The organism is uncultured Mediterranea sp., assembly GCF_902493215.1.
GTDB lineage: Bacteria > Bacteroidota > Bacteroidia > Bacteroidales > Bacteroidaceae > Bacteroides.
Genome location: NZ_CABUOL010000003.1, coordinates 212,472 through 234,262 on the forward strand (window position 1 = coordinate 212,472; position 21,791 = coordinate 234,262).

The 21,791-nt window shown below is 52.5% G+C and carries 18 protein-coding genes and 1 pseudogene; 11 read left to right on the forward strand and 8 right to left on the reverse strand.

Translation table 11 applies throughout. The features are described 5' to 3' along the window. Window positions 1-356: 356 nt before the first annotated feature. Complete coding sequence (locus RDO88_RS03345) at window positions 357-2,648, reverse strand: outer membrane beta-barrel protein (protein ID WP_307758011.1); 2,292 nt, start codon at window positions 2,646-2,648, stop codon at window positions 357-359. A 153-nt stretch (window positions 2,649-2,801) separates the two neighbouring features. On the opposite strand from RDO88_RS03345, the gene RDO88_RS03350 reads away from it, so the two are divergent. Together RDO88_RS03350 and RDO88_RS03355 are read left to right on the forward strand one after the other, a co-directional pair. Next, window positions 2,802-4,145, forward strand: coding sequence for an ATP-binding protein (locus RDO88_RS03350; protein WP_307758012.1), 1,344 nt, complete (start codon window positions 2,802-2,804; stop codon window positions 4,143-4,145). Beyond that, complete coding sequence (locus RDO88_RS03355; protein ID WP_307758013.1) at window positions 4,142-4,843, forward strand: response regulator; 702 nt, start codon at window positions 4,142-4,144, stop codon at window positions 4,841-4,843. Before RDO88_RS03350 ends, RDO88_RS03355 begins: the two co-directional genes overlap by 4 nt. 155 nt (window positions 4,844-4,998) lie before the next feature. On the opposite strand, the gene RDO88_RS03360 is transcribed toward RDO88_RS03355, so the two are convergent. After that, window positions 4,999-5,805: an EFR1 family ferrodoxin gene (locus RDO88_RS03360; protein WP_307758014.1), complete on the reverse strand. Its 807-nt coding sequence runs from the start codon at window positions 5,803-5,805 to the stop codon at window positions 4,999-5,001. A 209-nt stretch (window positions 5,806-6,014) separates the two neighbouring features. Here RDO88_RS03360 and RDO88_RS03365 point away from each other — a divergent pair. The 4 genes and pseudogenes from RDO88_RS03365 to RDO88_RS03380 all read left to right on the forward strand — a co-directional run. After that, window positions 6,015-6,206: pseudogene (locus RDO88_RS03365) on the forward strand (AAA family ATPase); the annotation flags it as partial. Between the two features lie 171 nt (window positions 6,207-6,377). Next, window positions 6,378-7,550 carry a DUF4221 family protein gene (locus tag RDO88_RS03370; protein ID WP_307758015.1) on the forward strand — a complete coding sequence of 391 codons (1,173 nt, stop codon included), beginning with the start codon at window positions 6,378-6,380 and terminating at the stop codon, window positions 7,548-7,550. A 369-nt stretch (window positions 7,551-7,919) separates the two neighbouring features. Further along, window positions 7,920-9,140 carry a transglutaminase domain-containing protein gene (locus RDO88_RS03375; protein WP_307758016.1) on the forward strand — a complete coding sequence of 407 codons (1,221 nt, stop codon included), beginning with the start codon at window positions 7,920-7,922 and terminating at the stop codon, window positions 9,138-9,140. A gap of 355 nt (window positions 9,141-9,495) precedes the next feature. Then, complete coding sequence (locus RDO88_RS03380; protein ID WP_307758033.1) at window positions 9,496-9,888, forward strand: hypothetical protein; 393 nt, start codon at window positions 9,496-9,498, stop codon at window positions 9,886-9,888. Here the strand turns inward: RDO88_RS03380 and RDO88_RS03385 are convergent. After that, window positions 9,855-11,060 carry a Bcr/CflA family efflux MFS transporter gene (locus RDO88_RS03385; RefSeq protein WP_307758017.1) on the reverse strand — a complete coding sequence of 402 codons (1,206 nt, stop codon included), beginning with the start codon at window positions 11,058-11,060 and terminating at the stop codon, window positions 9,855-9,857. The two genes, RDO88_RS03380 and RDO88_RS03385, sit on opposite strands and share 34 nt — an antisense overlap. Window positions 11,061-11,294: 234 nt before the next feature. Between RDO88_RS03385 and RDO88_RS03390 the strand changes: the two genes are divergently transcribed. The 5 genes from RDO88_RS03390 (at window position 11,295) to RDO88_RS03410 (ending at window position 14,742) form a co-directional block, all read left to right on the forward strand. Next, window positions 11,295-12,533 carry a 3-phosphoshikimate 1-carboxyvinyltransferase gene (locus RDO88_RS03390; RefSeq protein ID WP_307758018.1) on the forward strand — a complete coding sequence of 413 codons (1,239 nt, stop codon included), beginning with the start codon at window positions 11,295-11,297 and terminating at the stop codon, window positions 12,531-12,533. Between the two features lie 176 nt (window positions 12,534-12,709). Then, on the forward strand, window positions 12,710-13,141 hold the full coding sequence (locus tag RDO88_RS03395; RefSeq protein WP_307758019.1) for a phospholipase: 432 nt from the start codon (window positions 12,710-12,712) through the stop codon (window positions 13,139-13,141). 94 nt (window positions 13,142-13,235) lie between these two features. Next, a complete protein-coding gene (locus tag RDO88_RS03400) occupies window positions 13,236-14,063 on the forward strand; it encodes an iron chelate uptake ABC transporter family permease subunit (RefSeq protein ID WP_307758020.1) in 828 nt (275 codons plus the stop codon). 26 nt (window positions 14,064-14,089) lie between these two features. Then, window positions 14,090-14,515 carry a tRNA (adenosine(37)-N6)-threonylcarbamoyltransferase complex ATPase subunit type 1 TsaE gene (gene tsaE, locus RDO88_RS03405; RefSeq protein WP_307758021.1) on the forward strand — a complete coding sequence of 142 codons (426 nt, stop codon included), beginning with the start codon at window positions 14,090-14,092 and terminating at the stop codon, window positions 14,513-14,515. An 8-nt stretch (window positions 14,516-14,523) separates the two neighbouring features. After that, the gene (locus RDO88_RS03410) at window positions 14,524-14,742 is read left to right on the forward strand and encodes an Imm17 family immunity protein (protein ID WP_307758022.1); all 219 of its coding nucleotides are present in this window, start codon (window positions 14,524-14,526) and stop codon (window positions 14,740-14,742) included. 166 nt (window positions 14,743-14,908) lie between these two features. On the opposite strand, the gene RDO88_RS03415 is transcribed toward RDO88_RS03410, so the two are convergent. The 5 genes from RDO88_RS03415 to RDO88_RS03435 all read right to left on the reverse strand — a co-directional run bounded on the left by RDO88_RS03415 (window position 14,909) and on the right by RDO88_RS03435 (window position 21,700). Continuing rightward, window positions 14,909-15,244, reverse strand: a complete 336-nt coding sequence (locus RDO88_RS03415; RefSeq protein WP_307758023.1) for a hypothetical protein — start codon at window positions 15,242-15,244, stop codon at window positions 14,909-14,911. 90 nt (window positions 15,245-15,334) lie between these two features. Next, window positions 15,335-15,649 carry a thioredoxin gene (gene trxA / locus RDO88_RS03420; protein ID WP_021847774.1) on the reverse strand — a complete coding sequence of 105 codons (315 nt, stop codon included), beginning with the start codon at window positions 15,647-15,649 and terminating at the stop codon, window positions 15,335-15,337. A gap of 165 nt (window positions 15,650-15,814) precedes the next feature. Further along, window positions 15,815-19,612: a DNA polymerase III subunit alpha gene (dnaE, locus tag RDO88_RS03425; protein ID WP_307758024.1), complete on the reverse strand. Its 3,798-nt coding sequence runs from the start codon at window positions 19,610-19,612 to the stop codon at window positions 15,815-15,817. A gap of 627 nt (window positions 19,613-20,239) precedes the next feature. After that, window positions 20,240-21,280 (reverse strand): hypothetical protein, encoded by a 1,041-nt coding sequence (locus RDO88_RS03430; protein ID WP_307758025.1) that lies wholly within the window; start codon window positions 21,278-21,280, stop codon window positions 20,240-20,242. Window positions 21,281-21,409: 129 nt separating this feature from the next. Beyond that, window positions 21,410-21,700, reverse strand: a complete 291-nt coding sequence (locus RDO88_RS03435; RefSeq protein WP_307758026.1) for an NVEALA domain-containing protein — start codon at window positions 21,698-21,700, stop codon at window positions 21,410-21,412. Between the last annotated feature and the right edge of the window lie 91 nt (window positions 21,701-21,791).

Genomic DNA, 21,791 nt, shown 5'->3' on the forward strand with positions numbered 1-21,791 from the left:
AAAGCATTGATAATCTGATGATTGTTGATGCTTTTTTGTTTTTATATAGCTCATATAGCTATAGCGGTTGACGCTGTGGTTGACGCGAAAAGTCGGATCAACGTAAAAACCTGAGGGATTCGTTGATCAAGCATAAATTTTAGCCAGCCTGAACAAGAAGAAAGCCTTATCGGTTGACGCTGTAGCTGACGCGAAAAGTCAACCAAAAGTCAAACTGTAACAATCCCTTTCTTTAAGCTGGGCAAAGCAATCGTTTAAGCTGGAGAAAGCAGTCGTTTAAGCTGGGAAAAGCATTGCTTTAAGCTGGGTAAACGACTGCTTTAAGCTGGGCAAAGAAACGGTTATCCCCGACCGGCTCAATAACCGAAGCGCGACGTGTCTACATCCTTATGCTCCTTTGCCTTGTAGCCACCGAATTTATAGGTAAACGACAGGGAGAAGAAACGGCTGTCCGCATGCTGGTTTATTTCGAAACGCTGCCCTCTGTCGTTCACACGGGCATCGGGCGTCGCGCTGTTGAACAGGTCGTTGCCCGTCAGCCGGACTTCGGCTTTCTTGTCGGCAGAAGTCCATTTCAGTCCGGCATCGACTTTCCAGATGGAGGACAAATCATAATTTCCCTGAACGGAGGGGCTGACGTACAGGCCGTTCAGTTCCAGACTGATGGCAGGCTTGGAGGACAGGCGGAAGGTATTGTTCAGCATCACGACTTCTCTCCAAACGCAGTTGTCGAAACCGATGGCATGATAGTCCCGACAGACGTCCCTGAAATAGGAGCCGTCCAGCGTGAGGCGGGAGTTCCAAAAGCTGCCGACCGTGAAGGGCAGTATCACCGAAAGGCCAAAGTTCTGTTCGTAGTCGTAATTCACCGTCTGATAAATCATCGTCAGTTCGTCGGGGCTTTGGTAGGCCAACTGGGCGAACAAGTCTTTTACATGAGTATAGTACAGGCTGAAGATATATTTGCTTTTCAGTATATAGGTCAGGTCGGCGGTATAGTCCGTCGAGGGGCGCAGGGCGGGATTGCCCACGACTTTGGCATAGCCGTTGAGGTAACTCGTGGCGTCTTGCATACTCCAATAGTTGGGATAAGCCTTGTCTGATGAAAAAGAGAATTGGAAGATGTGCGAAGCCGAAGGCACATAGTTCAATTGCAGGGAGGGATAGACAGCCCACCGGTCGTAACCGGCCAGGCAGTAATATTCCCCGGCCACAGACAAAGAGAACGACAGACACTCGCCAAAGGCTTTCTCCAGTCCGGCATAGAAGTTGTAAGTCCGTTCGTCCAGTTCCGTATCCGAGTTCAGTGATGACATGTCTTCTCCTTCCTGAGAGTGATAGAACTGGGAACTTTTCTCGTTGGCAAAAGAAAAGTTGATACCGTAGTTCAGGCTCCAATCCTGTGGCAGGGTGTGCGTCTGGCCTGCATAGACATTCCAGCGGTTGATGTGCTGGCGGCTGTCGGCCAAAAACTCCTGCCCGACACGACCTGCCCGATTGCTGAACTCCTGCACGCTCGGATAGGAATAACAGGTATAATCCAGCCCGACATTCATCCCCCAACGTGCCGTATAGTCGAGGTTGAAGTTGTGCATCTGTTCGTCTCCCTTTCGGACGTTGGACGACTCCGACAAGGAGCCTGTTGAGTTTTCAACCGTCTTGATGTTGGGAGTGACAGCGGCCGTATAGGCCATATTCAAATGATCGTTTTCCGTTATTTGATAATCCAAAGAGGTACGGATGTTATGGGTCAGATTTCTCCTCAAGCCGGTGTTGTATTGCTCCACCTCGTGTACCACGCCGCCCAGCGTATGGTGGGAGATGAAATCGTACCCCGTCCGCCGTCTGGTATAGTCGGCCGCATAGAGCACATCCGCCGTCACCTTCCGCTTTCCGAAAGAAAGGCTCATGCGACCGTTGCCCTGTGCATAGCGGGCTTGAGTAAAGTCGGCTCCAACTTCTCCACGCAGGAAAGGTTCCTCGGACTTCCGATTCTTCAGCACCAGATTGATGACCGCCCCTCGTACACGGTACTTGGCCGGTGCGCTGTACATCACTTCCGCCTTCTCCACGTTGCTCACAGGCGTACTCTTCAGCAGATTGGCCAGTTGTTCGCCCGACATGGACGACGGGCGCCCGTTCAACACCACCGTCACGCTTCCTGCTCCAATCAAGCCAAGACTTCCGCCCTGCTCCAAGACTCCGGGCAGGCGGGTCAAGACTTCGTAAGCGTTGCCTGCCGTCGTCTTTTCGGCCAGAGCTTCCACGTCGTAGGTCAGGGCGCCGTTCTCCGCCTTCACCAGGGGACGTTCAGCACTGACCACCACTTCGCTCAAGGCATAGGTATCCTGTTCGTCCATCGTCACCACACCCATATCACCTGCCGCGTCATAGTCCTTCACCACACTCTTGTAGAGCAGGTGCTGGAAAATCAGGCGATACCGTTTCAACGCCCGATGGAACACAAAACATCCCAATGAATCAGTGGTCACACCGTCGACAAACACGGAGTCCGGCGTCTGCATGACCACCGTCGCACCCTCTATCGGCTGCCGGTCCTTATCCGTCACACGTCCTTTTACCTCCTGCGCAGCCAAGCGGGTGGCTGCCACCATCAAACTTACTGTCAGAATTACAATCTGTTTCATAAAGCATTCATTCTTTTTGTTTTCATGCCGCAAAGTAACGGCCTTTATGTCAGAAAGCAGGTTATGGCCCCGTTATGCTTTCCTTATATTATTGTTAGAAAACGCCCGATTGTTAAGAGATTGTTATATCTTTGCCGACAAATCGAGTCACTTATGCCCGGCAAATACATCAAAATAGTCACCTTTCTGAGTCTGATTGTCATCGTGGCCATCCAAGGCTCATGGCTGGCCCACACCTACCGGCTGATAGAGGCGGAACTGCTGCAAGTCGGTAACCGTCTGTTCCCGCAGGCCGTTGTGGACGAGGCCAAGACACGTCTCGACCGGCTAAGCGACACCCAAGGCGAAGACATCACCCTCAGCTTCTCTACGAATTTCGACTACCAACAGGAAATCGACCAGACGCTGTTCGAGTATCTGACGGTACTTACCAACGATTACGCCGATTCGGTCTATCACTCGTCCATCTCCCTGCCGCTGGCCGACTCCATCTTCACAGCCCGTCTGGCGCAAGAAGGGTATCAGGCCCAGGTAAAATGCCAACTGGTCGACTCCCTGGACGTCCCCCTTCAGGAAGAGGAGGCTTCTGCCTGGCACCATCCGTTCAAGACACTCCGGACCAATCCAGTCTATCTGAACAGGGAACATACGCAAGCCGTGCGAGCCACCATCCTGAACCCTTATTGGATTGCCTTCCGGCAGATGGGCGTCCTGCTCGTGGCCACCGCCCTGCTACTGGTCTTTGTAGCCGGATGCATCGTCTATCAGGTACGCATCATCATCCGCCAGAACCGGATAGCCCGCCTGCGGCAGGACTTCACCTACGCCATGATCCACGACATGAAGACGCCCATCACCACCATCTCCATGACCGGGCATACACTGGAAAGCGGCCTGCTGGACCAGAACCCCGAACTGAAGAAACAGTACTTCGCCATCCTGCACGAAGAGAGTGCCCACCTGCTCGGCCTGTCCGAAAAGATTCTGACCATCGCCAAGCTGGAGCAGTCGCGCCTGAAGCTGGCGCAGGAACCGGTCAACCTCCCCACCCTGTTCGACGAGCTGACGCAGAAATACCGTGTCCAGACCGACAAGGAGGTGACCCTTGAAACCCATTGCCCCGACTCCCTGCTGGTGACGGCCGATGCCGAATACCTGAAGGAGGCCCTCGGCAACCTGATAGACAATTCGCTGAAGTATTCCGACGAACGTGTCACCATCCGCCTCTCTGCCGAGGAACAGAACCGCCACATCCTCATCCGGGTGTGGGACAACGGCTGGGGCATCCCGCTGAAACAGCAGAAGCACATCTTCGAGAAGTTCGACCGCGGCGGGCTGGAATACAAAAAGGAGAAGAAAGTGTCCGGCTTCGGCCTGGGTCTGAACTTTGTCCACAAAGTCATCACGGCCATGGGCGGAAGCGTTTCGGTAAACAGTATAGAGGGCAAGTTCAGCGAATTCACGCTGACGCTGCCCGTTCCAAACGAGAAACTATGATAAGAGTATTGCTGGTAGAAGACGACAAGAACCTCTGCTTCATCCTGAAGAGCAGCCTGGAGCAGATGATAGGCGGTTACGAAGTGACCACCGCCCCCAACGGCCGGGAGGGGCTGGAACTGCTGGAGCAAAAGGTGTTCGACGTGATTGTGTCCGACGTAGAGATGCCGGTCATGGACGGCATGACCATGGTGCAGCACATCCGCCGGCGCCATCCCCGGCTGGCCATCATCTTCATCACGGGACTGACGACGGCACGCGACGTCATCAACGGCTACCAGTCGGGCGCGGACTTCTACATCAAGAAGCCTTTCCTGCCCGAAGAGCTGAATGCCCACATCCAGGCCGTGCTGAAAATGAAACAGAGTGCACCCGCCCCGCAAACCGAAGAAGCTCCCAAGGAAGAAGAATATGCCATCGGCAGCTACCGCTTCCTGCCCTTGCAACACCAGCTCTGCCACGGCACGGATCGCCAGGCACTGACGCCCAAAGAAGCGAAAATACTCGAAATGCTCTGCCGTCGGAAAGGACAGGTGGTCCGGCGCGACGACATCCTGACCGCCGTATGGGAAACGGCCGACTTCTACTCCTCGCGTAGCCTGGACGTTTTCATCACCAAGCTCCGCAAGTATCTAGCCCAAGACCCCGCCATCTCACTCAAATCGCTGAAAGGTGTCGGCGTCTGTCTGGAAGACTAAGCCTCATCGCCCTCCCACGAAGCACGGCATGAGGGTGTGACGCAGTGCTTCATCACCCCCTAACGAAGCACTTCCTGACACCCTGACGAAGCACCGTGTCAGAGGGTCACGAAGCACCGTGTCAGGAAGGCAGAAAGCACGGAGTCCGCACACCTCTATTTACAGGGACAGGTATAGTAGCCTTTGCCCCGGGTTTTCGAGCCGTAGGCTATGGCATGCGTGGGGCAATAGTGATAGCAGGCCAGGCAGTTGAGACACCGGCCGTGCCAGACGGGCATATGCTTGCCCTCACGCTGGGGGTGCACAGCCGTCAGCGTGATGTTGCCCACGGGACAGGCCTCCACACAACGGCCGCAACCGATACAGGCCTCCGCATCGGCACGGAACGCCTTGTCCGACGTCATGAAGCGGGCGAACAGCGGATAGACCACGCCGGTCTTCAGCCCCGGCAACGTGCCCCGCCAGGTAAAGTCGCCACGTACCCCTGCCCTGATTTGCTCCGCCACTTGCCGGACGGCACCCGGAGCGGCATCCAGCTTGCGGTCGCGCACCTCGGCACGGTCCACATCAAAGCCGGGAAAGAGGACATACGTGTTGGGCATGAACACCGTGAAGCCGGCATCAGCCTGTAGTCCTGCCCTACTCACCGTTTCGCTCCACATGCGGTACAGGCGGCCTGCGTCATCGCCACAGGTTGCCAGCAGGCCGACGTAGTTCTGCCCGGGCACATAGCCCTGCACGTCCATCGACGCCAGCACGTCCGCCAGATACTTGGGCAATCCCCACGAATGCACGGGGAAGACGAAGAGCAGCGGCTCGCCACCGGCCAGCGTCACCGTCAGCCGTTCCGCCCCCGGCCTCATGTACGGGCCCATATCCATCACCGGCTGGCCGTCCAATTCCCTAGCCAGCAGAGCCGCCACATAGCGACTGTTTCCTGTTGCTGAAAAATAGAGTATCATAACGTTTCTATAACAACGATGCGCCCCGTTCGTTCATCGGGCGGGGCTTCTGTCGGCAAAAATAAGGATTAATCCGCTCTGTCCGTGCAAACCGCCTCAAGAAAAAGGTCACCATCGGCCGTTTGCCAACAAAAAACGTCCACAAATGCGTCGCGTTGTTCCTTTCTTTCACTATTTTTGCAAAAACAACCATTAATCACAGAAAAGCCATGAGCAAGATTTATCCGGTAGGCATACAGAGTTTTGAAGAAATACGACGGGGAGGCTATTGCTACGTCGACAAAACCGCCTTGATTTATCAACTGGTGAAGACTGGCAAATATTATTTCCTGAGCCGTCCTCGTCGCTTCGGCAAGAGTCTGCTCATCTCTACGCTGGAAGACTACTTTCTGGGAAAGAAGGGGACTGGCTATATTTAAATATATTAAACAATAAATGGAATAAGATCTCAGGATATTTATTTTTCAGTTGTCCTATTGCTTTTTCTATAACCATTTAATTTATCTCTCGAATTTACATTATCATTTTATCTAAATGCTATTTGTCAGCAATTTATAACAAGAATTTTAGTTATGATAAAAAACTGGATATGGATTTTTTGTATAGTCTTTCTTTGCTCATGTAGCAAAAAAGATAGAAATTATCCTTATACGCTACAAGCTGTGGATTCATTTTTGAGCTATAATTTGGATTCGGATGTAAAGATTCCTTTGTCTGTACGTAGCTTTATGGATAATGAAGGTAAGGAATATTTGTATTTTCAGAATGGGGTTTCCCCGGAATTGTTAATATATGATATACAGAATGAGAATTTGGTGAAAAGAACTGTTTTTGAGGTGGAAGGTCAACATGCCATAAAGGGTGGTTTCTTGAATGGTTTTATGATGACTGATTTTAATCAAATTTATATTGCAGGTTTGGCCAGTCGTGAACTTTATGAAACAGATACAACAGGTTATATCAAACAGACAAGAAGTTATGCAGAGACTGTTGAAGGATATAAACCCGTATGCTGTTTTAAAGATAATGGTACCTTTCAGTTTATAGACGGGAAACTGTATTTGCCGCAAAGTCTTAATTGGCAGTTGGGAGAGGATGTAATTAGGGAAAGCGTGCTACTTTGCTGTATAGATACGCTGGCAGGAGATGTAAATATACTTCCCTTTAAATTTCCATTGGATGATCATTCTATAATTAGAGGAACATCTGCATCCATTAATTCAGAATATAAATACTGTTATGATGGTCGTCGCTTTGTTTATTCTTTTGCATATATGGATAAATTGATGGTGGTAAATCCTTTGACGTCAGAAGTTGAATATAAATCAGCTAAAAGTCAATATGCCGGTCACATAGCTCCCCCCTCTTTTCAAAATGTTGACAGCGAAACTTTACAAAGGAAAATTTGTGAATATCCAGCTTATGGGAATATAATGTATGATTCATATAACAAGGTTTATTATCGGGTGGTATATGTTCCTCAGGAGATAGACAGGGACATAAATCCTGTTTCTTTAATTCGTAGTGGACGGAAACAGTTTTCTATAATAATTCTTGATGAACAGTTCAATGTAATTGGAGAGCATTTATTCCCACCGTATATGTATAATCCAAGATTATGTTTTATAACGGGGGGTAAATTATATATTAGTACCAGTCATATTATGAATCCCAATTACAGTGATGATATACTAGAGTTTCAAATGATAGAACTAGTAAGAAGCAAGAGCTCGGAGAAGAAGTAACTTGGAATATATTCCTATTGGAATACTGCCATAATATACAACCGGAGAACATCGTTTCAAGTGAGTGCTTACCTTTGGGTGTATAAGTCGGTTACACAATGATATATCAGGACTAAACGATGATATGTCTGACCCTATTTTTCCAGGCAACACAACCCGGCGCAGAGATACCCATGGAGGCTGCGATTAACGAGTATAATGTTTTTCATGCCCACCCGGCTGCCATCAAAAGCAAAGAGGAAGTGAAGGGAATCATTCAGAAAGTGCAGGAAAAGAATATTCGACAATAATAGAGTGATATTGAATTATTAGCCCTACATTTGCAGCCCGAACAACCTATTGACAACTACTTTTTAAACAGAACACACAATGAAAAGACTGAAAACAATCCTGCTGAATCTGCTGTTGGCCCTGGTCATCCCGGCAAGTCTGTCGGCACAAACCGATGCTGAACGGAAATTCATGGCTTCCGTTGACTCGCTGAACACACAGTTTATCAACGCATATACCGGGAAGGACTATCCGGCTGCCGAAGCCCTCTGCCAAAAGGTTATGGACCTCTACGACGCACATGCGTCGCAACTGGCCGAAGGCTATGCTTACGTCAAATTCTCCTATTACTATAACATGGCCAGCGTCCAGGCAATACAGGGGAAAAAGCAAGAAGCCGTCAGCAACCTGTTCAAAGCCCTGAACAGCAATAAGATGGAAGTCAGCTACAAAAGGGTAGTCAATGATGAGGACCTGAAAGGCATTCTGGACGCACCTGAATTGCAACCCGCCCTGAAGCGACTGAAAGAGACCACCGATTACCTTTATATCCTGCAAAATGCGCCGGAATATACCCGCACGCAGCAGGCCGACAGCCTGCCCCGGATTGTCTATGCGCAGGCCGACGAGCCCGACTTGAAACGCGTCCGTGACTATTTCCGGCTGGACAGCGTGGCCGTGGCGGGCGACGAACTGGCCACCATCAAACGCATCCTGACCTATATCCACGACAAGATACGCCACGACGGCGGGAACGGCAATCCGACGGGCGGAAACAATTCCATCAACTTTGCCGAGGCCTGCAAGGACGGCAGCCGGGGCCTGAACTGCCGCGGACTGGCCACGGTGCTGAACGAGTGTTACCTGTCGATGGGCATCCCTTCGCGCGTCATCACCTGCATGCCGAAGACGTACATCAACGACTGCCACGTCATCAACGCCGTCTATTCGTCCACCCTCGGCAAGTGGCTCTGGATAGACCCCACGAACAACGCCTGGGTGACCGACGAACAGGGCAACCTGCTGAGCGTGCAGGAAGTGCGCGCACGCCTCAGAAGCGGCCAGCCCGTCCGGGTGAACGAAGAGGCCAACTGGAACAATGAAAAGAAGACCACGACGGAAGAGTATCTGTACGAGTACATGGCCAAGAACCTGTTCTACCTGGAAAGCTGGACGCGCTACGGGTTCAACACGGAAAGCGACTATGAGAACCTCATCAACTACATTTTCCTGCAACCCACCGGCTGCGACAGCAAGCAGCGGAACCCGAGGAACTTCTCCGTCAACGACGACCGGTACTTCTGGCAGGCTCCCCGGTAAAGCGTGCCGCATTTGTCAAACAATCTAACCAAATCATTTCTCCCGGCTCCGGATTCTTTCAGAGAGCCGTCGGGGGGCTCTCTCCAGTATGTTTCAAACCCAAGGGGGGAATGTTTGAAACATTCGACCCTTATGTTTCAAACATAGGGGCCGTAGGATTGAAACCCACCTTCGGACTGCTTTTTCGGAGAAAGCCCGAAGCGAGAATACAATGTAAATTATTCTAACCATCCCTACATCATACGGCAAGACAGGATGCGGCTTGGCATAGTCAAATCGAAAAACTTTGTTTTTCATTTGCCTCTGCTCTCGCCTTTCGTTATCTTTGCCCCATAACAAAAAACCGAACAAGATGATGGAAACAAGAATCACATCCCCCCGCATCACCGAGCTGAAGCCCGGCGAGATATTCGTTTTCGGCAGCAACCTGGAAGGAGCCCACGGCGGAGGCGCCGCCCTGCTGGCCTGGAGAAAATGGGGAGCCGTATGGGGACAGGGCGCAGGCCTGCAGGGACAGACCTACGGCATCCCGACCATGCACGGAGGCCCCGACGCCATCAAGCCCTATGTGGACGACTTCATCCGCTTCGCCCGCGAACATTCCGAACTGACGTTCCTCGTCACGGAGATAGGCTGCGGCATCGCCGGATTCAGGCCGGAGGAAATTGCCCCGCTCTTCAAGGACGCGGTGGGAGTAGCGAACATCCACCTGCCTCAACGCTTCTGGGAGGTGCTGAACGCAAAGTAAAGACGCGTGCGCCGACGGCCCAGAGCCACCAGAATGCACACCAGTGAGCAGAAGGCGCAGACCACGAAGACGATACCCGTGGACGAAAGGATGTTGCCCATACCGACCAGCGGCGATACGATGCCGCCCGCAGCAAAGCACACGGCACCGAGCAGCGCCGAGGCCGTACCGGAATTCTCACGCTGGCTTTCCATCGCCAAGGCTGTGCTCGAGGTGAACGTCATGCCCATGCTGAACAGCAAGCCCAGCATCAACACCTCGTAAACCCAGAAACCGCATCCCGACATGAGAGCCGCGCACTGAAGCACCGACATGACGGCCATGCCGCAACATCCCGCCAGCGTGCAGCTTTCAGGGCGGTGAAACTTGACCGACAAGGCAGCCGCCACCCCGATGGCCAGTGCATTGACACCGAAACAGAGGCTGAAGGCAAAGGCAGAGAAACCGTAATGCTGCTGCACAATGAAGGGCGAGGAAGCAATGTTGGCAAACAACACACCTTGGGCGAAGGCCATCTGAAGAACGTAGCACACGTAGCGCCGGTCGCGCAGAACGGTGCCAAAACTGCGGAACGTATCGCCCCACCACTCGGCCGAACGCCGGTCGCGGGGCAGCGACTCCCGGAAGCGCATACACCCCGCCAGCAGCAGGATGCCCAGCCCGAACAGAATCCAGAAAATGCCCTGCCAGCCTATCAGGTCGGTCAGCAGTCCGCCCACGATGGGAGCCGCCACAGGAGCCACCCCGTTGATGGCACCGATAACAGCCAGCATCTTGGCCAGCTCGCGCCCGGAAAACTTGTCCGTGGCCACGGAACGCGAAATGACGATGCCGCCCGCCCCCGCAATGCCCTGCACCAGGCGGAAGGCCACAAACTGCTCGATGCTCCGCGAGAACAGACACAGCAGCGTGGAGACAATGAACAGCCACATGGCCACCAGCAGCGGCAGACGACGCCCGTAGCGGTCGCTCAGCGGTCCGAAGAACACCTGCCCCACCGCCAGACCTATCATACTGGCCGTCAGGCCCAACTGTACCATCGAAGAAGTGGTATTGAAATAATCGCCCATCGAGGGCAGGCTGGGCAGATACATGTCGGTGACGAACGGACCGAAAGCGGTCAGCATGCCCAGCAATATCAACAAGAATACTTTGGAATTTTCTTTTGCCATACTATCTATATATCTTTGAAAAGCGCGGCAAAGTTACCACGAATTCCGGCAACCTGTAACACCCCGCACCGCTGCCTGTCACCCTTTTTGGAAAACATTTTCAGAAGTTAACAGGCCGGCAGGACTTCCACCCGGATGGGCAGCCCGAATTGTGCAGATTGCCACGGATTTATTTGCCGCAACTTCCGACTTTTCTTATTTTTGCATCCATCAAACCAAAGCAAGAACCACAACATGCAATACCTACTCAACGCCCCCGCCTCGCTGCACGCCTCCGTGCAGCTGCCCGCCTCGAAGAGCATCAGCAACCGTGCGCTCATCCTCCACGCCCTGTCGGGAGGAAGCACACGACCCGAAAACCTGAGCGACTGTGACGACACGCAGGTCATGATACGCGCCCTGGACCACATGCCCGACGTGATAGACATCCACGCCGCCGGCACGGCCATGCGTTTCCTCACCGCCTACCTCTGCGTGACGCCGGGCACGCACGTCATCACCGGCACCGAACGCATGCAGCAGCGACCCATCCGCATCCTGGTGGACGCCCTGCGCACACTGGGCGCACACATCGCGTATGCGGGCAACGAAGGTTTCCCGCCCCTGCGCATCACCGGTACCCGGCTGACGGGCAGCGAAATAGAGCTGGCGGGCAACGTGAGTTCGCAATACATCTCGGCCCTGCTGATGATAGGCGCCGTACTGCCCGCGGGACTGAAGCTGCGGCTGACGGGCGACATCATCTCGCGCCCCTACATCAACCTGACGCTGCAACTGATGCACGACTTCGGCGCACAGGCCGGATGGACGTCGGAAAGCAGCATCGCCGTGGCGCCCGGCGGCTACCGCGACACGCCCTTCCGCGTGGAGAGCGACTGGAGCGCCGCTTCCTACTGGTATCAGATGACGGCCCTTTCGCCCGATGCCCCCGAAGTGGAACTGCTGGGACTCCATGCCCACAGCCCGCAGGGTGACAGCCGCGGTGCCGAGCTCTTTGCCCGCCTGGGCGTGCAGACGGAGTTCACCCCACAGGGCGTAAAGCTCCGCAAGGAGGGCCAGCCTGCCGGGCGTCTGGACGAGGACCTGGTGGACATCCCCGACCTGGCACAGACCTTCGTGGTGACCTGCTGCCTGATGGGCGTCCCCTTCCGCTTCACCGGCCTGCAAAGCCTCAAGATCAAGGAGACCGACCGCATCTGTGCCCTCATCACCGAGCTGCGGAAGCTGGGCTATGCCGTGCACGCCGAGCAGGACAGCATCCTGTGGTGGGACGGCGAACGCTGCCCGGCCGACCCACAGCCCGCCATCGACACCTACGAAGACCACCGCATGGCCATGGCTTTCGCCCCCGCCTGCCTCGTATGCCCCGACATCCGCATCAACGAGCCGCAGGTGGTGAGCAAGTCTTACCCCCGCTACTGGGACGACCTGCGGGCAGCCGGATTCGGCATTGCGACATCGGCCGAAAGCTGATAAGCCGTGAGGTCCCGCCTTTTTTAAGCCCATCCTGTATCGTCGTGCCCAAATTCTGTGTATCTTTCGATAAGACAGGCTTCACTTCGGAACCAAAAGCTTGAAAACTTTGTTTTCACTTTGTGCTTCTCTCAGTTTGCACTATCTTTGCACCACGCTATTATATATATAAAGGTATGTGGATACTGATTGTTAGTCTGATAGTCCTGGCCGTGGTAGCCGCCGTAGCCGGAGTGATACGCAACCGCCGCCTGCGCCGGCAGGTGGAAAGCGGCGAGTTGGAAGCCATGCCCGAAGTTGTGGAAGTGGATTCGGAGTGTTGCGGCCAGCACGAGGTGTGCGAAAAGGAAAGTCTGCTGGCTGCCGTCAGCAAGAAGATAGAATACTACGACGACGAGGAACTGGACCAATACATCGGCACGCCCGGCGACTCCTATACGCCCGAGCAGGAAGAAGAGTTCCGCGACGTGTTCTACACCATGCAGGCCGAAGACGTGGCCGGATGGGTACGCAGCCTGCAACTGCGCGGCATCGCCCTGCCGGACAACCTGAAGGACGAAGTGTTCCTCGTGGTCGGGGAACTGAGGGCCAATCCGCATAAAAAATAAGAAGTTAAAGAAGTTATAGGAGTTAGAGAAGTTAGAAGCCGATACCAACTGCTAACCACTAACCACTAACCGCTAACCGTTCACCGCTAAAAACATGGACCTGTTACAATATACATTCTTCCAACACGCCCTGCTGGGCAGCCTGCTGGCAAGCATTGCCTGCGGACTGGTGGGCACGTACATCGTGACACGACGGCTGGTATTCATCAGCGGCGGACTGACGCATGCCTCGTTCGGCGGCATCGGGCTGGGATTGTACACAGGCATCCCGCCCATCCTCTCGGCTGCCGTGTTTGCCGTGCTGTCGGCCTTCGGAGTGGAGTGGCTCAGCAAGCGCAAGGACATGCGCGAGGATTCGGCCATCGCGGTCTTCTGGACACTGGGCATGGCGCTGGGCATCATGTTCACCTTCCTGTCGCCCGGATTCGCGCCCGACCTCTCGGCCTACCTCTTCGGCAACATCCTTACGATTACAGCGAGCGACATCGCCCTGCTAGGTGTGCTGGCAGCCATCCTGGCCGTGTTCTTCGGCCTCTACCTGCGGCCCATCGTCAGCATCGCCTTCGACCGCGAGTTTGCCCGTTCGCAAGGGCTGCCCGTGGCGTTTTTCGAATATGCCCTGATGCTGTTCATCGCCCTGACCATCGTGGCCTGCCTGCGCATGGTGGGCATCGTGCTGGTCATCTCGCTGCTCACCATTCCGCAGATGACGGCCAACCTCTTTTCCCACCGCTTCCACCGCATCATCTGGCTGTCCATCGGCATCGGCTACCTCAGCTGCCTGGGCGGACTGCTGCTGTCGTTCTACCTGAACGTGCCGTCGGGAGCGTCCATCATCTTCTTCTCCATCCTCATCTACGCCTTGTGCAAGACGGGGAAGAGTCTCTACATCGTCCGCCTGAGGAAGCGCGACCCGCAATGACTATACATTCATAAAAACAAGATACAATGGAAATCAACATCCAATCATTAGACCAGATTCACGAAGCCGCCCGCCAGTTTGTCGAGGCCATGGGCGACAACACCGTCTTCGCCTTCTACGGCAAGATGGGTGCCGGAAAGACCACGTTCATCAAAGCCGTCTGCGAGGAGCTGGGCGTGAGCGATGTCATCACGTCGCCCACCTTTGCCATCGTCAACGAATACCGTTCCGATCTGGCCGGAGAACTCATCTACCACTTCGACTTCTACCGCATCAAGAAGCTCGAGGAAGTTTATGACATGGGCTACGAAGATTATTTCTACAGCGGTGCCGTGTGCTTCATCGAGTGGCCGGAGCTGGTGGAAGAGCTGCTGCCGGGCAACACGGTGAAAGTGACCATCGAAGAAGTGGAGAACGGTGCGCGTCGCCTGACGCTGGAAGAATTAGCCTGACCGTCGCCATGGCCAGTCAATATCTGATACAAGGCATCTTTGCCGCAGCGGGCATCGTCAGCCTGCTGGCGGCCCTGCTGGACTGGGACTGGTTCTTCACAGCCCGCAACACGCAGTTCATCGTGCGCAACGTGGGACGCCGCCAGGCACGCCTGTTCTACGGCGTACTGGGAGTGATTCTGATAGCCACGGCCGTGTTCTTCGTGCTGAACACGCCACAAGCCTGAGACAGCCTTCCGACGAAGTGCTTTGTCCCCCCCTGACGAAGTGCTTCATGACCCTCTCAGGAAGTGCTTCATGACCACCTGACGAAGCACTTCCTTAAAACGTCATGCCGTGCTTCGTCAGAAAGCAACGAAGCACGGCATGAGCATAAAGGAAAAAACGGGCAGTTTATTCGCCGTCGCCCAGCGAGTCGGTATATTCCATTTCGCCCTGAACGACGAAGAGCAGGTCTTCAGGGTCGTATTCACCCATCTCGTCCTTCCGGGCTTCCTTGATGATATAGTCCACAATCTTCTCCAGATCGATGTCGATGTAACCGTCCTTGTCGGGCTGTGCATCGAGGATGCCGCTCTCCACGTAGTACTCGTCTATCACGTCGAGGAAGTAATACAGTTCGTCGTCGGAGAACTTCTCCTTCAAGTCCTGCGGCAAATAGTTTTTGATGAACTCGATGGTCTTCTCGTCATCCAGGTCATCCTGCAAGAATTCGTCCATTGTTCCCATGTTGTTGAATGATTAAAAAAGTGACAAAGGCCACAAATGTAACCGCCCCTGTACGGGATGCGCCCACATTTGCAGCCTTTCTGACTATAATTATAACAAAGCGTCAATCTTGGCAGCGTATGCCGATTTGGGAGCCGAGCCTACCTGCTTGTCCACCAGCTTGCCGTCCTTGAAGAACAGCACGGTAGGGATGTTGCGGATGCCGAATTCGGCAGCCACGTCACCGTTCTCGTCCACATCGCACTTGCCGATGAGCACCTTGCCTTCGTATTCGGCTGCCAGTTCCTCGATGATGGGGGCTACCATCTTACAAGGTCCGCACCACGGTGCCCAAAAATCTATCACTACAGGCTTTCCCTCTGCGAGCGTTGCCTGATAATTGCTGTCAGTAATCTCCAATGCCATTGTCTTAAGCTTTTAAATTATTGATTGTTATTAATTTATTATCTGGTCATTATTTCCAACCGATTGCATGGGCAAAGATAGTGAAAGGTGAGAGCATAAACAAATGAAAATGTAATTTTCAATTTGGTTATGCTGAACCGTATCCTATCTTATTCAGCACGATTACTAATTTATTCGGAAATCCAGCTCCGGACGTTCCTTTAAATAAGAAATCACCTCGCGCCCCACGGAAAGCTTCACCGGACGCGACACCATGTCGAGTGTCATCTTCGTTTCCGGGTCAGACACCTTGACGTAAAGTTCCGTCGAGCCGGGATGCTCCTTGGTGAGATCCACCAGCTCGTTCACCAACTCGGTGTTGAGCACCGTGAGCGGAATGAGGATGGTAATCTTGCTGATGAGCTTCTCCTTGACGTCGGGCAGCAGCTCAATGGACGTAATCTTCAGCTCAAGCTCATTCTGCCTCCACTGCTTGGGCTGGCAGCGCGCCTTTATATAAAGGAAGGTACGTTCACCCAGATAACCCTGATAGGTGACCCAGTCGTTACCGAAGAAAGGCAGTTCGGCGGCACCGGAGTAATCTTCTATCTTGGCGATGCCATACGGATTACCGTTCTTGCTGGTACCGCGGCGCAGGGCAGTGACAATACCTCCCATCGTGATTTCTCGTCCCACAAGCGCTTCCTTGTTCTCGAGTTCGGCCATGCGGGTATTGCATACATGCTCCAGCACCACGGCATACTCGTCCAGCGGATGGGCCGAAAGATAGATACCTACCAGATCGCGCTCCTTGTTCAGACGGTCGAGGTCGCTCCACCGTTCGGCATCGGGAATCTCGGGCGTAGCGATATCCACCACATTCTCGCCACCAAAGAGCGAATTGGCCGCCGCAGCCTTGTCGGCCTGATAACGGTTACCGTAGCGCACAAGTGACTCCAGAAAGACTTCTCCCTTGGAATTGAGAGCGAAATACTGCTCGCGGCGCAATTCGGGGAAGCTGTCGAACCCTCCTGCCAAAGCCAGACACTCGAGGTTCTTCTTGTTGCAGGCATTGAGGTTGACACGCTGCACGAAGTCAAATATACCGGTATAAGGCCCGTTTTTCTCACGTTCTTCCATAATACTCTGCACGGCGCCCTCGCCCACTCCCTTCACGGCACCCAGTCCGAAACGGATGTTACCTTCGGGGTTGACGGTAAACTTCAGGTTACTCTCGTTTACATCAGGGCCCAGCACCTTGATGCCCATCGACTTGCATTCGTCCATCAGCTTGGTGATGGTAGTGATGTCCGAGAGGCTTCGGCTCATGACGGCCGCCATATACTCGGCAGGATAGTTGGCTTTCAGATAGGCCGTCTGATAGGCCACCCACGAATAGCATGTGGCATGCGACTTGTTGAAGGCGTAGGAGGCAAACTTCTCCCAGTCGGCCCAGATTTTCTCCAATACCTTGGGATCGTGGCCGTTCTTCTGACCGCCGGAGATGAACTTCGGCTTCATGTGGTCCAGCTTGTCGCGCAGTTTCTTACCCATGGCCTTACGGAGGGCATCGGACTCACCACGGGTAAAGTCGGCCAGCAGACGGGAAAGCAACATCACCTGCTCCTGATAGACGGTGATGCCATACGTATCCTTCAAGTACTTCTCCATGATGGGAATATCGTACTCAATGGGCTTGCGTCCCCATTTACGGTCGATGAAGTCAGGGATATAATCCATAGGCCCCGGACGGTAGAGGGCATTCATGGCGATGAGGTCCTCGAAGGTACTGGGCTGAAGTTCGCGCAGGTACTTCTGCATGCCGGCCGACTCGAACTGGAAGGTTCCGATGGTGCGGCCGTCACAATAGAGTTTGTAAGTAGCAGGGTCGTTGATCGATATCTTGTCGATATCAATGTTGATACCGCGGTGCAGACGAACGTTCTCCACCGCTTCCTTTATAATAGACAGGGTCTTCAGTCCCAGAAAGTCCATCTTAATGAGGCCGGTATCTTCGATGACCGAACCTTCGTACTGAGTGACGAGCATCTTCTCGCCCGTTTCCTTGTCGTCAGCGGTGCTGACGGGCACCCAGTCGGTAATGTCGTCACGGCAAATGATGGTACCGCAGGCATGCACACCCGTACCACGCACGTTGCCTTCGAGCATCTTGGCATATTTGATGGTATCGCGCACCAACGGGTCGGGCGAGGCTTCGGCCGCCTGCAGCTCGGGTACATATTCGATGGCATTGGGCAGGTTCAGTTTCTTGTCGGGAATCTTGTCGGGAATCAGTTTGCACAAGCGGTCGGACTCGGACAAAGGCAACTTCTGCACACGTGCCACATCCTTGATGGCTAACTTGGTAGCCATCGTGCCGTAAGTGATGATGTGCGCCACCTTCTCCTGCCCGTATTTCTCGGTTACCCAGCGGAGTACCTCGCCGCGGCCGTCGTCATCGAAGTCCACATCGATATCGGGGAGGGAGATACGGTCGGGGTTCAGGAAACGCTCGAACAGCAGGTCGTACTGGATGGGGTCTATCTTCGTGATACCCAGGCAGTAGGCTACCGCCGAACCGGCCGCTGAACCACGTCCCGGCCCCACAGACACGCCGAGCTGGGTGCGGGCGGCATTGATAAAATCCTGCACGATGAGGAAGTAACCGGGGAAACCCATGGTCTTCATGATGTAGAGCTCGAACACGAGGCGTTCCTTTACTTCGTCGCTCAGCGGATCGCCGTAAAGGCGCTTGGCCCCGTCGAAAGCCAGCTTGGCCAGGTAGTCGGCCTCCAGCTTGATACGATACAGCTTCTCGTAGCCACCCAGACGCTTGATTTTGGCGTTGGCGGCTTCTTCATCGAGCACCACTTCGCCGTTCTCGTTGCGGGTGAACTCGTTGAACAGGTCCTGTTCGGTATATTTCTTACGGTATTCCTCCTCCGTACCGAACTCCTCGGGAATGGCGAAGGTAGGCATGATGGGCGCATGGTCGATGGAGTAGAATTCCACCTTGTCCAGTATCTCCAATGTGTTGGACAAGGCTTCGGGCACATCAGCAAAGATTTCGTTCATCTCGGCCTTGGTCTTCATCCACTCCTGCTTGGTGTAGAGCATGCGGGTGGGGTCGTCGAGGTCCTTGCCCGTACTGAGGCAGATGAGGCGGTCGTGGGCCTCGGCGTTCTCTTCGTCCACGAAATGGACATCGTTCGTACAAATCAGCTTCACGCCGAACTTCTTGCTGTACTCCAGCAGCTTGGCATTCACCTTCTGCTGCATGGGATAGGCCTCGTGGTTGGCCCGCGGCACGGTAGCCTTGTGGCGCTGCAACTCCAGATAGAAGTCGTCGCCAAAGAGGTTCTTGTACCAGCGGATGGCTTCCTCAGCCTCATCGTACTGGTCGTTGGTTATCTTCTTGGGAATTTCACCACCCAGACAGGCGGAACAGACAATCAGTCCTTCATGATACTTCTCCAGCTCGTTGCGGTCGGTACGCGGACGCATGTAGTAACCTTTGGTCCAGGCGCGCGACACGAGCTTGATGAGGTTATGGTAACCCTTCTCGTTCTTGGCCAGCACCACCAGGTGGTAACCACTCTGGTCGGGCTTGCCCTCCTTCTTGTCCATCGTACGGCGTGCCACATACATCTCGCAGCCGATGATGGGCTTGAAGATGCGTGCCTCCGCCGCGGCTATCTTCTCGCGACAGTCGGCCAGCGCGGCTTCCTTGTCCTCGCACTCCTCCTTGCCGCTTTCGATGTCGGCCATCTTCTTCTTCAGGTCCTTGATTTCTCCCTTCGGACCGCCGTTCTTCTTGTTGACGTAGTTGGTGAACTCCTTGATGCCGAACATATTGCCGTGGTCGGTCACCGCGATACCGCGCATACCGTCTTTCATAGCCTTGTCTACCAGACGGCTGACACTGGCCTGCCCGTCGAGCAACGAATACTGGGTATGTACGTGTAGATGAACAAAATCTTGCATAAGCACTCCTTTCAAATTGGAGGATAAAGGTACAACCATTTGCCAAATTAGGCAAGAGATTGTTTCAAAAAACGCCCCTTTTCCAACGGGTTCTTTCACTCATCTGCCTTCAATTTGTTACCCGCTTCCTCCTTTACCAAGCTATCCACCGACTGTGAGGCTCTTACTTGACACTTTTTACATCTTTCACGCCTTCACCTCATCCTTCACCGTATTCAATTCTCTTACAGAAAATTATAGACCTGTGAAGGCGTGAGAGCAAAAACGAAGAACTACTATCTTATAGGTTTGCCCAGCACAAACCAACCGTTTAAACGGGGTAAAGCAATGCTTTAAGCTGGGCAAACGGAAGCCTTGTCGGGCTTAACCCTTCACTTTGTTCCGCCAACCACCCAAGTCAAGCGGCTCATCAGCTACTTCAGCAAAATAACATCCCTTATTAACTTACACAAGATGGCATCTTATGCATCCAAACATACCTTGTTTCGGATAAGAACAAAGCCAAGTAATGAAAGAGGAAAGAATCTGCAATACCCTTGCTTCCTTATTTTCCCACGTTATCTTTCATCAGGGGTGCCATGTCGTATGATTTCAGACGTACATATTCCACCTCATAACACGACTTGATCAAATATTCAGACGGACCACGTCTGTGCCTCCTTCTTCTGTCTCTGCCAACCCATATAAATATTTTCCATCCGGGCTAATCGCTATTCGTGACACGTCACGGTCAGTCTGTACAATCCTAACCAGATTTCCATCCCAGTCAAACATCAGAATTTTGGAACATTGTCCCGAAGCCTGTAAAGGATATCCATGATACAAAACACATAACACTTTTTCCGTCCCTGTAACAGACAATGTATATTTTTCTTCATCGGAAAAATCAAGACATTCCTTTCCGTCACCCTTTGGCCATTTCCGTTCTTTTCCTATCACAATTTCTTTCAGTAGTTCGCCTTGCAAATTATAGAAAAACAAACTATTAGAATTTTTCATCGTCCGACAAAGCCCAGCTTCCGGATGAAGCAATAAATGACCAGACAACAAGAACGGAACCGATTCTTCGAAATAACCCTGAACCAATTCATCGACTTCCTTATTAAAACCGATACTCGTCACTTTGCGCTCCACTTTATCATACATAAAGAAAGCTCCATTCTTAGTATCAATATCCGTTCCATAAATACAAGAGTCCGTTTCAGCATAATCTTCCATCATGGGAACAATAGGAAGAGCTGTTCCACGAAGCGACACTCTCCCTAAAACCGTCGGTACCGTCTTAATCTCCTTCATACGCCAAGCGTTAACATCTACCATCTTTATCGATTCGCCAACTTGAACGATTTCACAAGTAAACAGAGGAAAGATAAGGTCATCCGGCCCCTGCCCCTGCATTGCATATCCTACAACTGACGGAGTGGATGCCAAAGAATATACTTTCAAGATGGAATCGTTATGAAAATCCAGGCAATAAAGAAAAGAATCGTCCACACAAATATTATAGAACACATTCAATGTTCCACTTTCAGGCAGAAACGGTTCCCACGTCACACTATCTGTCGTATTATCCGCAACAAAACAAACCTCATAAGTTTGTTTGACAGGAGAGCACGCATACATCAACAAATATATAAAAGAATAAACAATAAATAAATTAGTTTTCATCTCATTCAACATTAACACAAACAAAAAACATGGTACATAGACATCGGCCTGACTACATGTTTTATGTAATAACCAACCTTGTCTATGTACCACAATTCAGTCAGCTATAGTCCTCGAGTCAATTAAAATTCACTCATTTCTACAATATCCATCTCTTTTGGGATTAATCATATATTTAGCATGACACGTCCCGTCCGAATATCTATAACGTGTAAAATTACCATTGTTATTAAGTTCACCCTTATACGCAGGATATTGACTAGGCATCGAGGGATCCGTTTCGTCAGAGCCCAATGCCTCAATATTTTCCAATGTTAAATTGGAAACTGGATTCTGACCTTCCTGATTAGAATACGCTACATGACTCACCAAAGCAATACCAGCAAAAACAATACTGATTTTCATTACTAATTTCTTCATAACTAAAAATTTTAATATTATTTTATTACCTCAAAACATTAGTGTCCCGTTAAAATGGGACGAGTTAAACAATTAATCAAAAAGCCCCGGA

Excerpts from the sequence above, each read along its gene's own strand:
- dnaE (WP_307758024.1), bottom strand. The coding sequence starts at position 19,612 with ATGCAAGATTTTGTTCATCTACACGTACATACCCAGTATTCGTTGCTC.
- RDO88_RS03385 (WP_307758017.1), bottom strand. The coding sequence starts at position 11,060 with ATGGCAAAAGAAAATTCCAAAGTATTCTTGTTGATATTGCTGGGCATG.
- RDO88_RS03395 (WP_307758019.1), top strand. The coding sequence starts at position 12,710 with ATGTGGATACTGATTGTTAGTCTGATAGTCCTGGCCGTGGTAGCCGCC.
- RDO88_RS03370 (WP_307758015.1), top strand. The coding sequence starts at position 6,378 with ATGATAAAAAACTGGATATGGATTTTTTGTATAGTCTTTCTTTGCTCA.
- trxA (WP_021847774.1), bottom strand. The coding sequence starts at position 15,649 with ATGGCATTGGAGATTACTGACAGCAATTATCAGGCAACGCTCGCAGAG.
- RDO88_RS03400 (WP_307758020.1), top strand. The coding sequence starts at position 13,236 with ATGGACCTGTTACAATATACATTCTTCCAACACGCCCTGCTGGGCAGC.
- tsaE (WP_307758021.1), top strand. The coding sequence starts at position 14,090 with ATGGAAATCAACATCCAATCATTAGACCAGATTCACGAAGCCGCCCGC.
- RDO88_RS03430 (WP_307758025.1), bottom strand. The coding sequence starts at position 21,280 with ATGAAAACTAATTTATTTATTGTTTATTCTTTTATATATTTGTTGATG.
- RDO88_RS03410 (WP_307758022.1), top strand. The coding sequence starts at position 14,524 with ATGGCCAGTCAATATCTGATACAAGGCATCTTTGCCGCAGCGGGCATC.
- RDO88_RS03375 (WP_307758016.1), top strand. The coding sequence starts at position 7,920 with ATGAAAAGACTGAAAACAATCCTGCTGAATCTGCTGTTGGCCCTGGTC.
- RDO88_RS03390 (WP_307758018.1), top strand. The coding sequence starts at position 11,295 with ATGCAATACCTACTCAACGCCCCCGCCTCGCTGCACGCCTCCGTGCAG.
- RDO88_RS03380 (WP_307758033.1), top strand. The coding sequence starts at position 9,496 with ATGGAAACAAGAATCACATCCCCCCGCATCACCGAGCTGAAGCCCGGC.
- RDO88_RS03360 (WP_307758014.1), bottom strand. The coding sequence starts at position 5,805 with ATGATACTCTATTTTTCAGCAACAGGAAACAGTCGCTATGTGGCGGCT.
- RDO88_RS03415 (WP_307758023.1), bottom strand. The coding sequence starts at position 15,244 with ATGGGAACAATGGACGAATTCTTGCAGGATGACCTGGATGACGAGAAG.
- RDO88_RS03355 (WP_307758013.1), top strand. The coding sequence starts at position 4,142 with ATGATAAGAGTATTGCTGGTAGAAGACGACAAGAACCTCTGCTTCATC.
- RDO88_RS03345 (WP_307758011.1), bottom strand. The coding sequence starts at position 2,648 with ATGAAACAGATTGTAATTCTGACAGTAAGTTTGATGGTGGCAGCCACC.
- RDO88_RS03350 (WP_307758012.1), top strand. The coding sequence starts at position 2,802 with ATGCCCGGCAAATACATCAAAATAGTCACCTTTCTGAGTCTGATTGTC.
- RDO88_RS03435 (WP_307758026.1), bottom strand. The coding sequence starts at position 21,700 with ATGAAGAAATTAGTAATGAAAATCAGTATTGTTTTTGCTGGTATTGCT.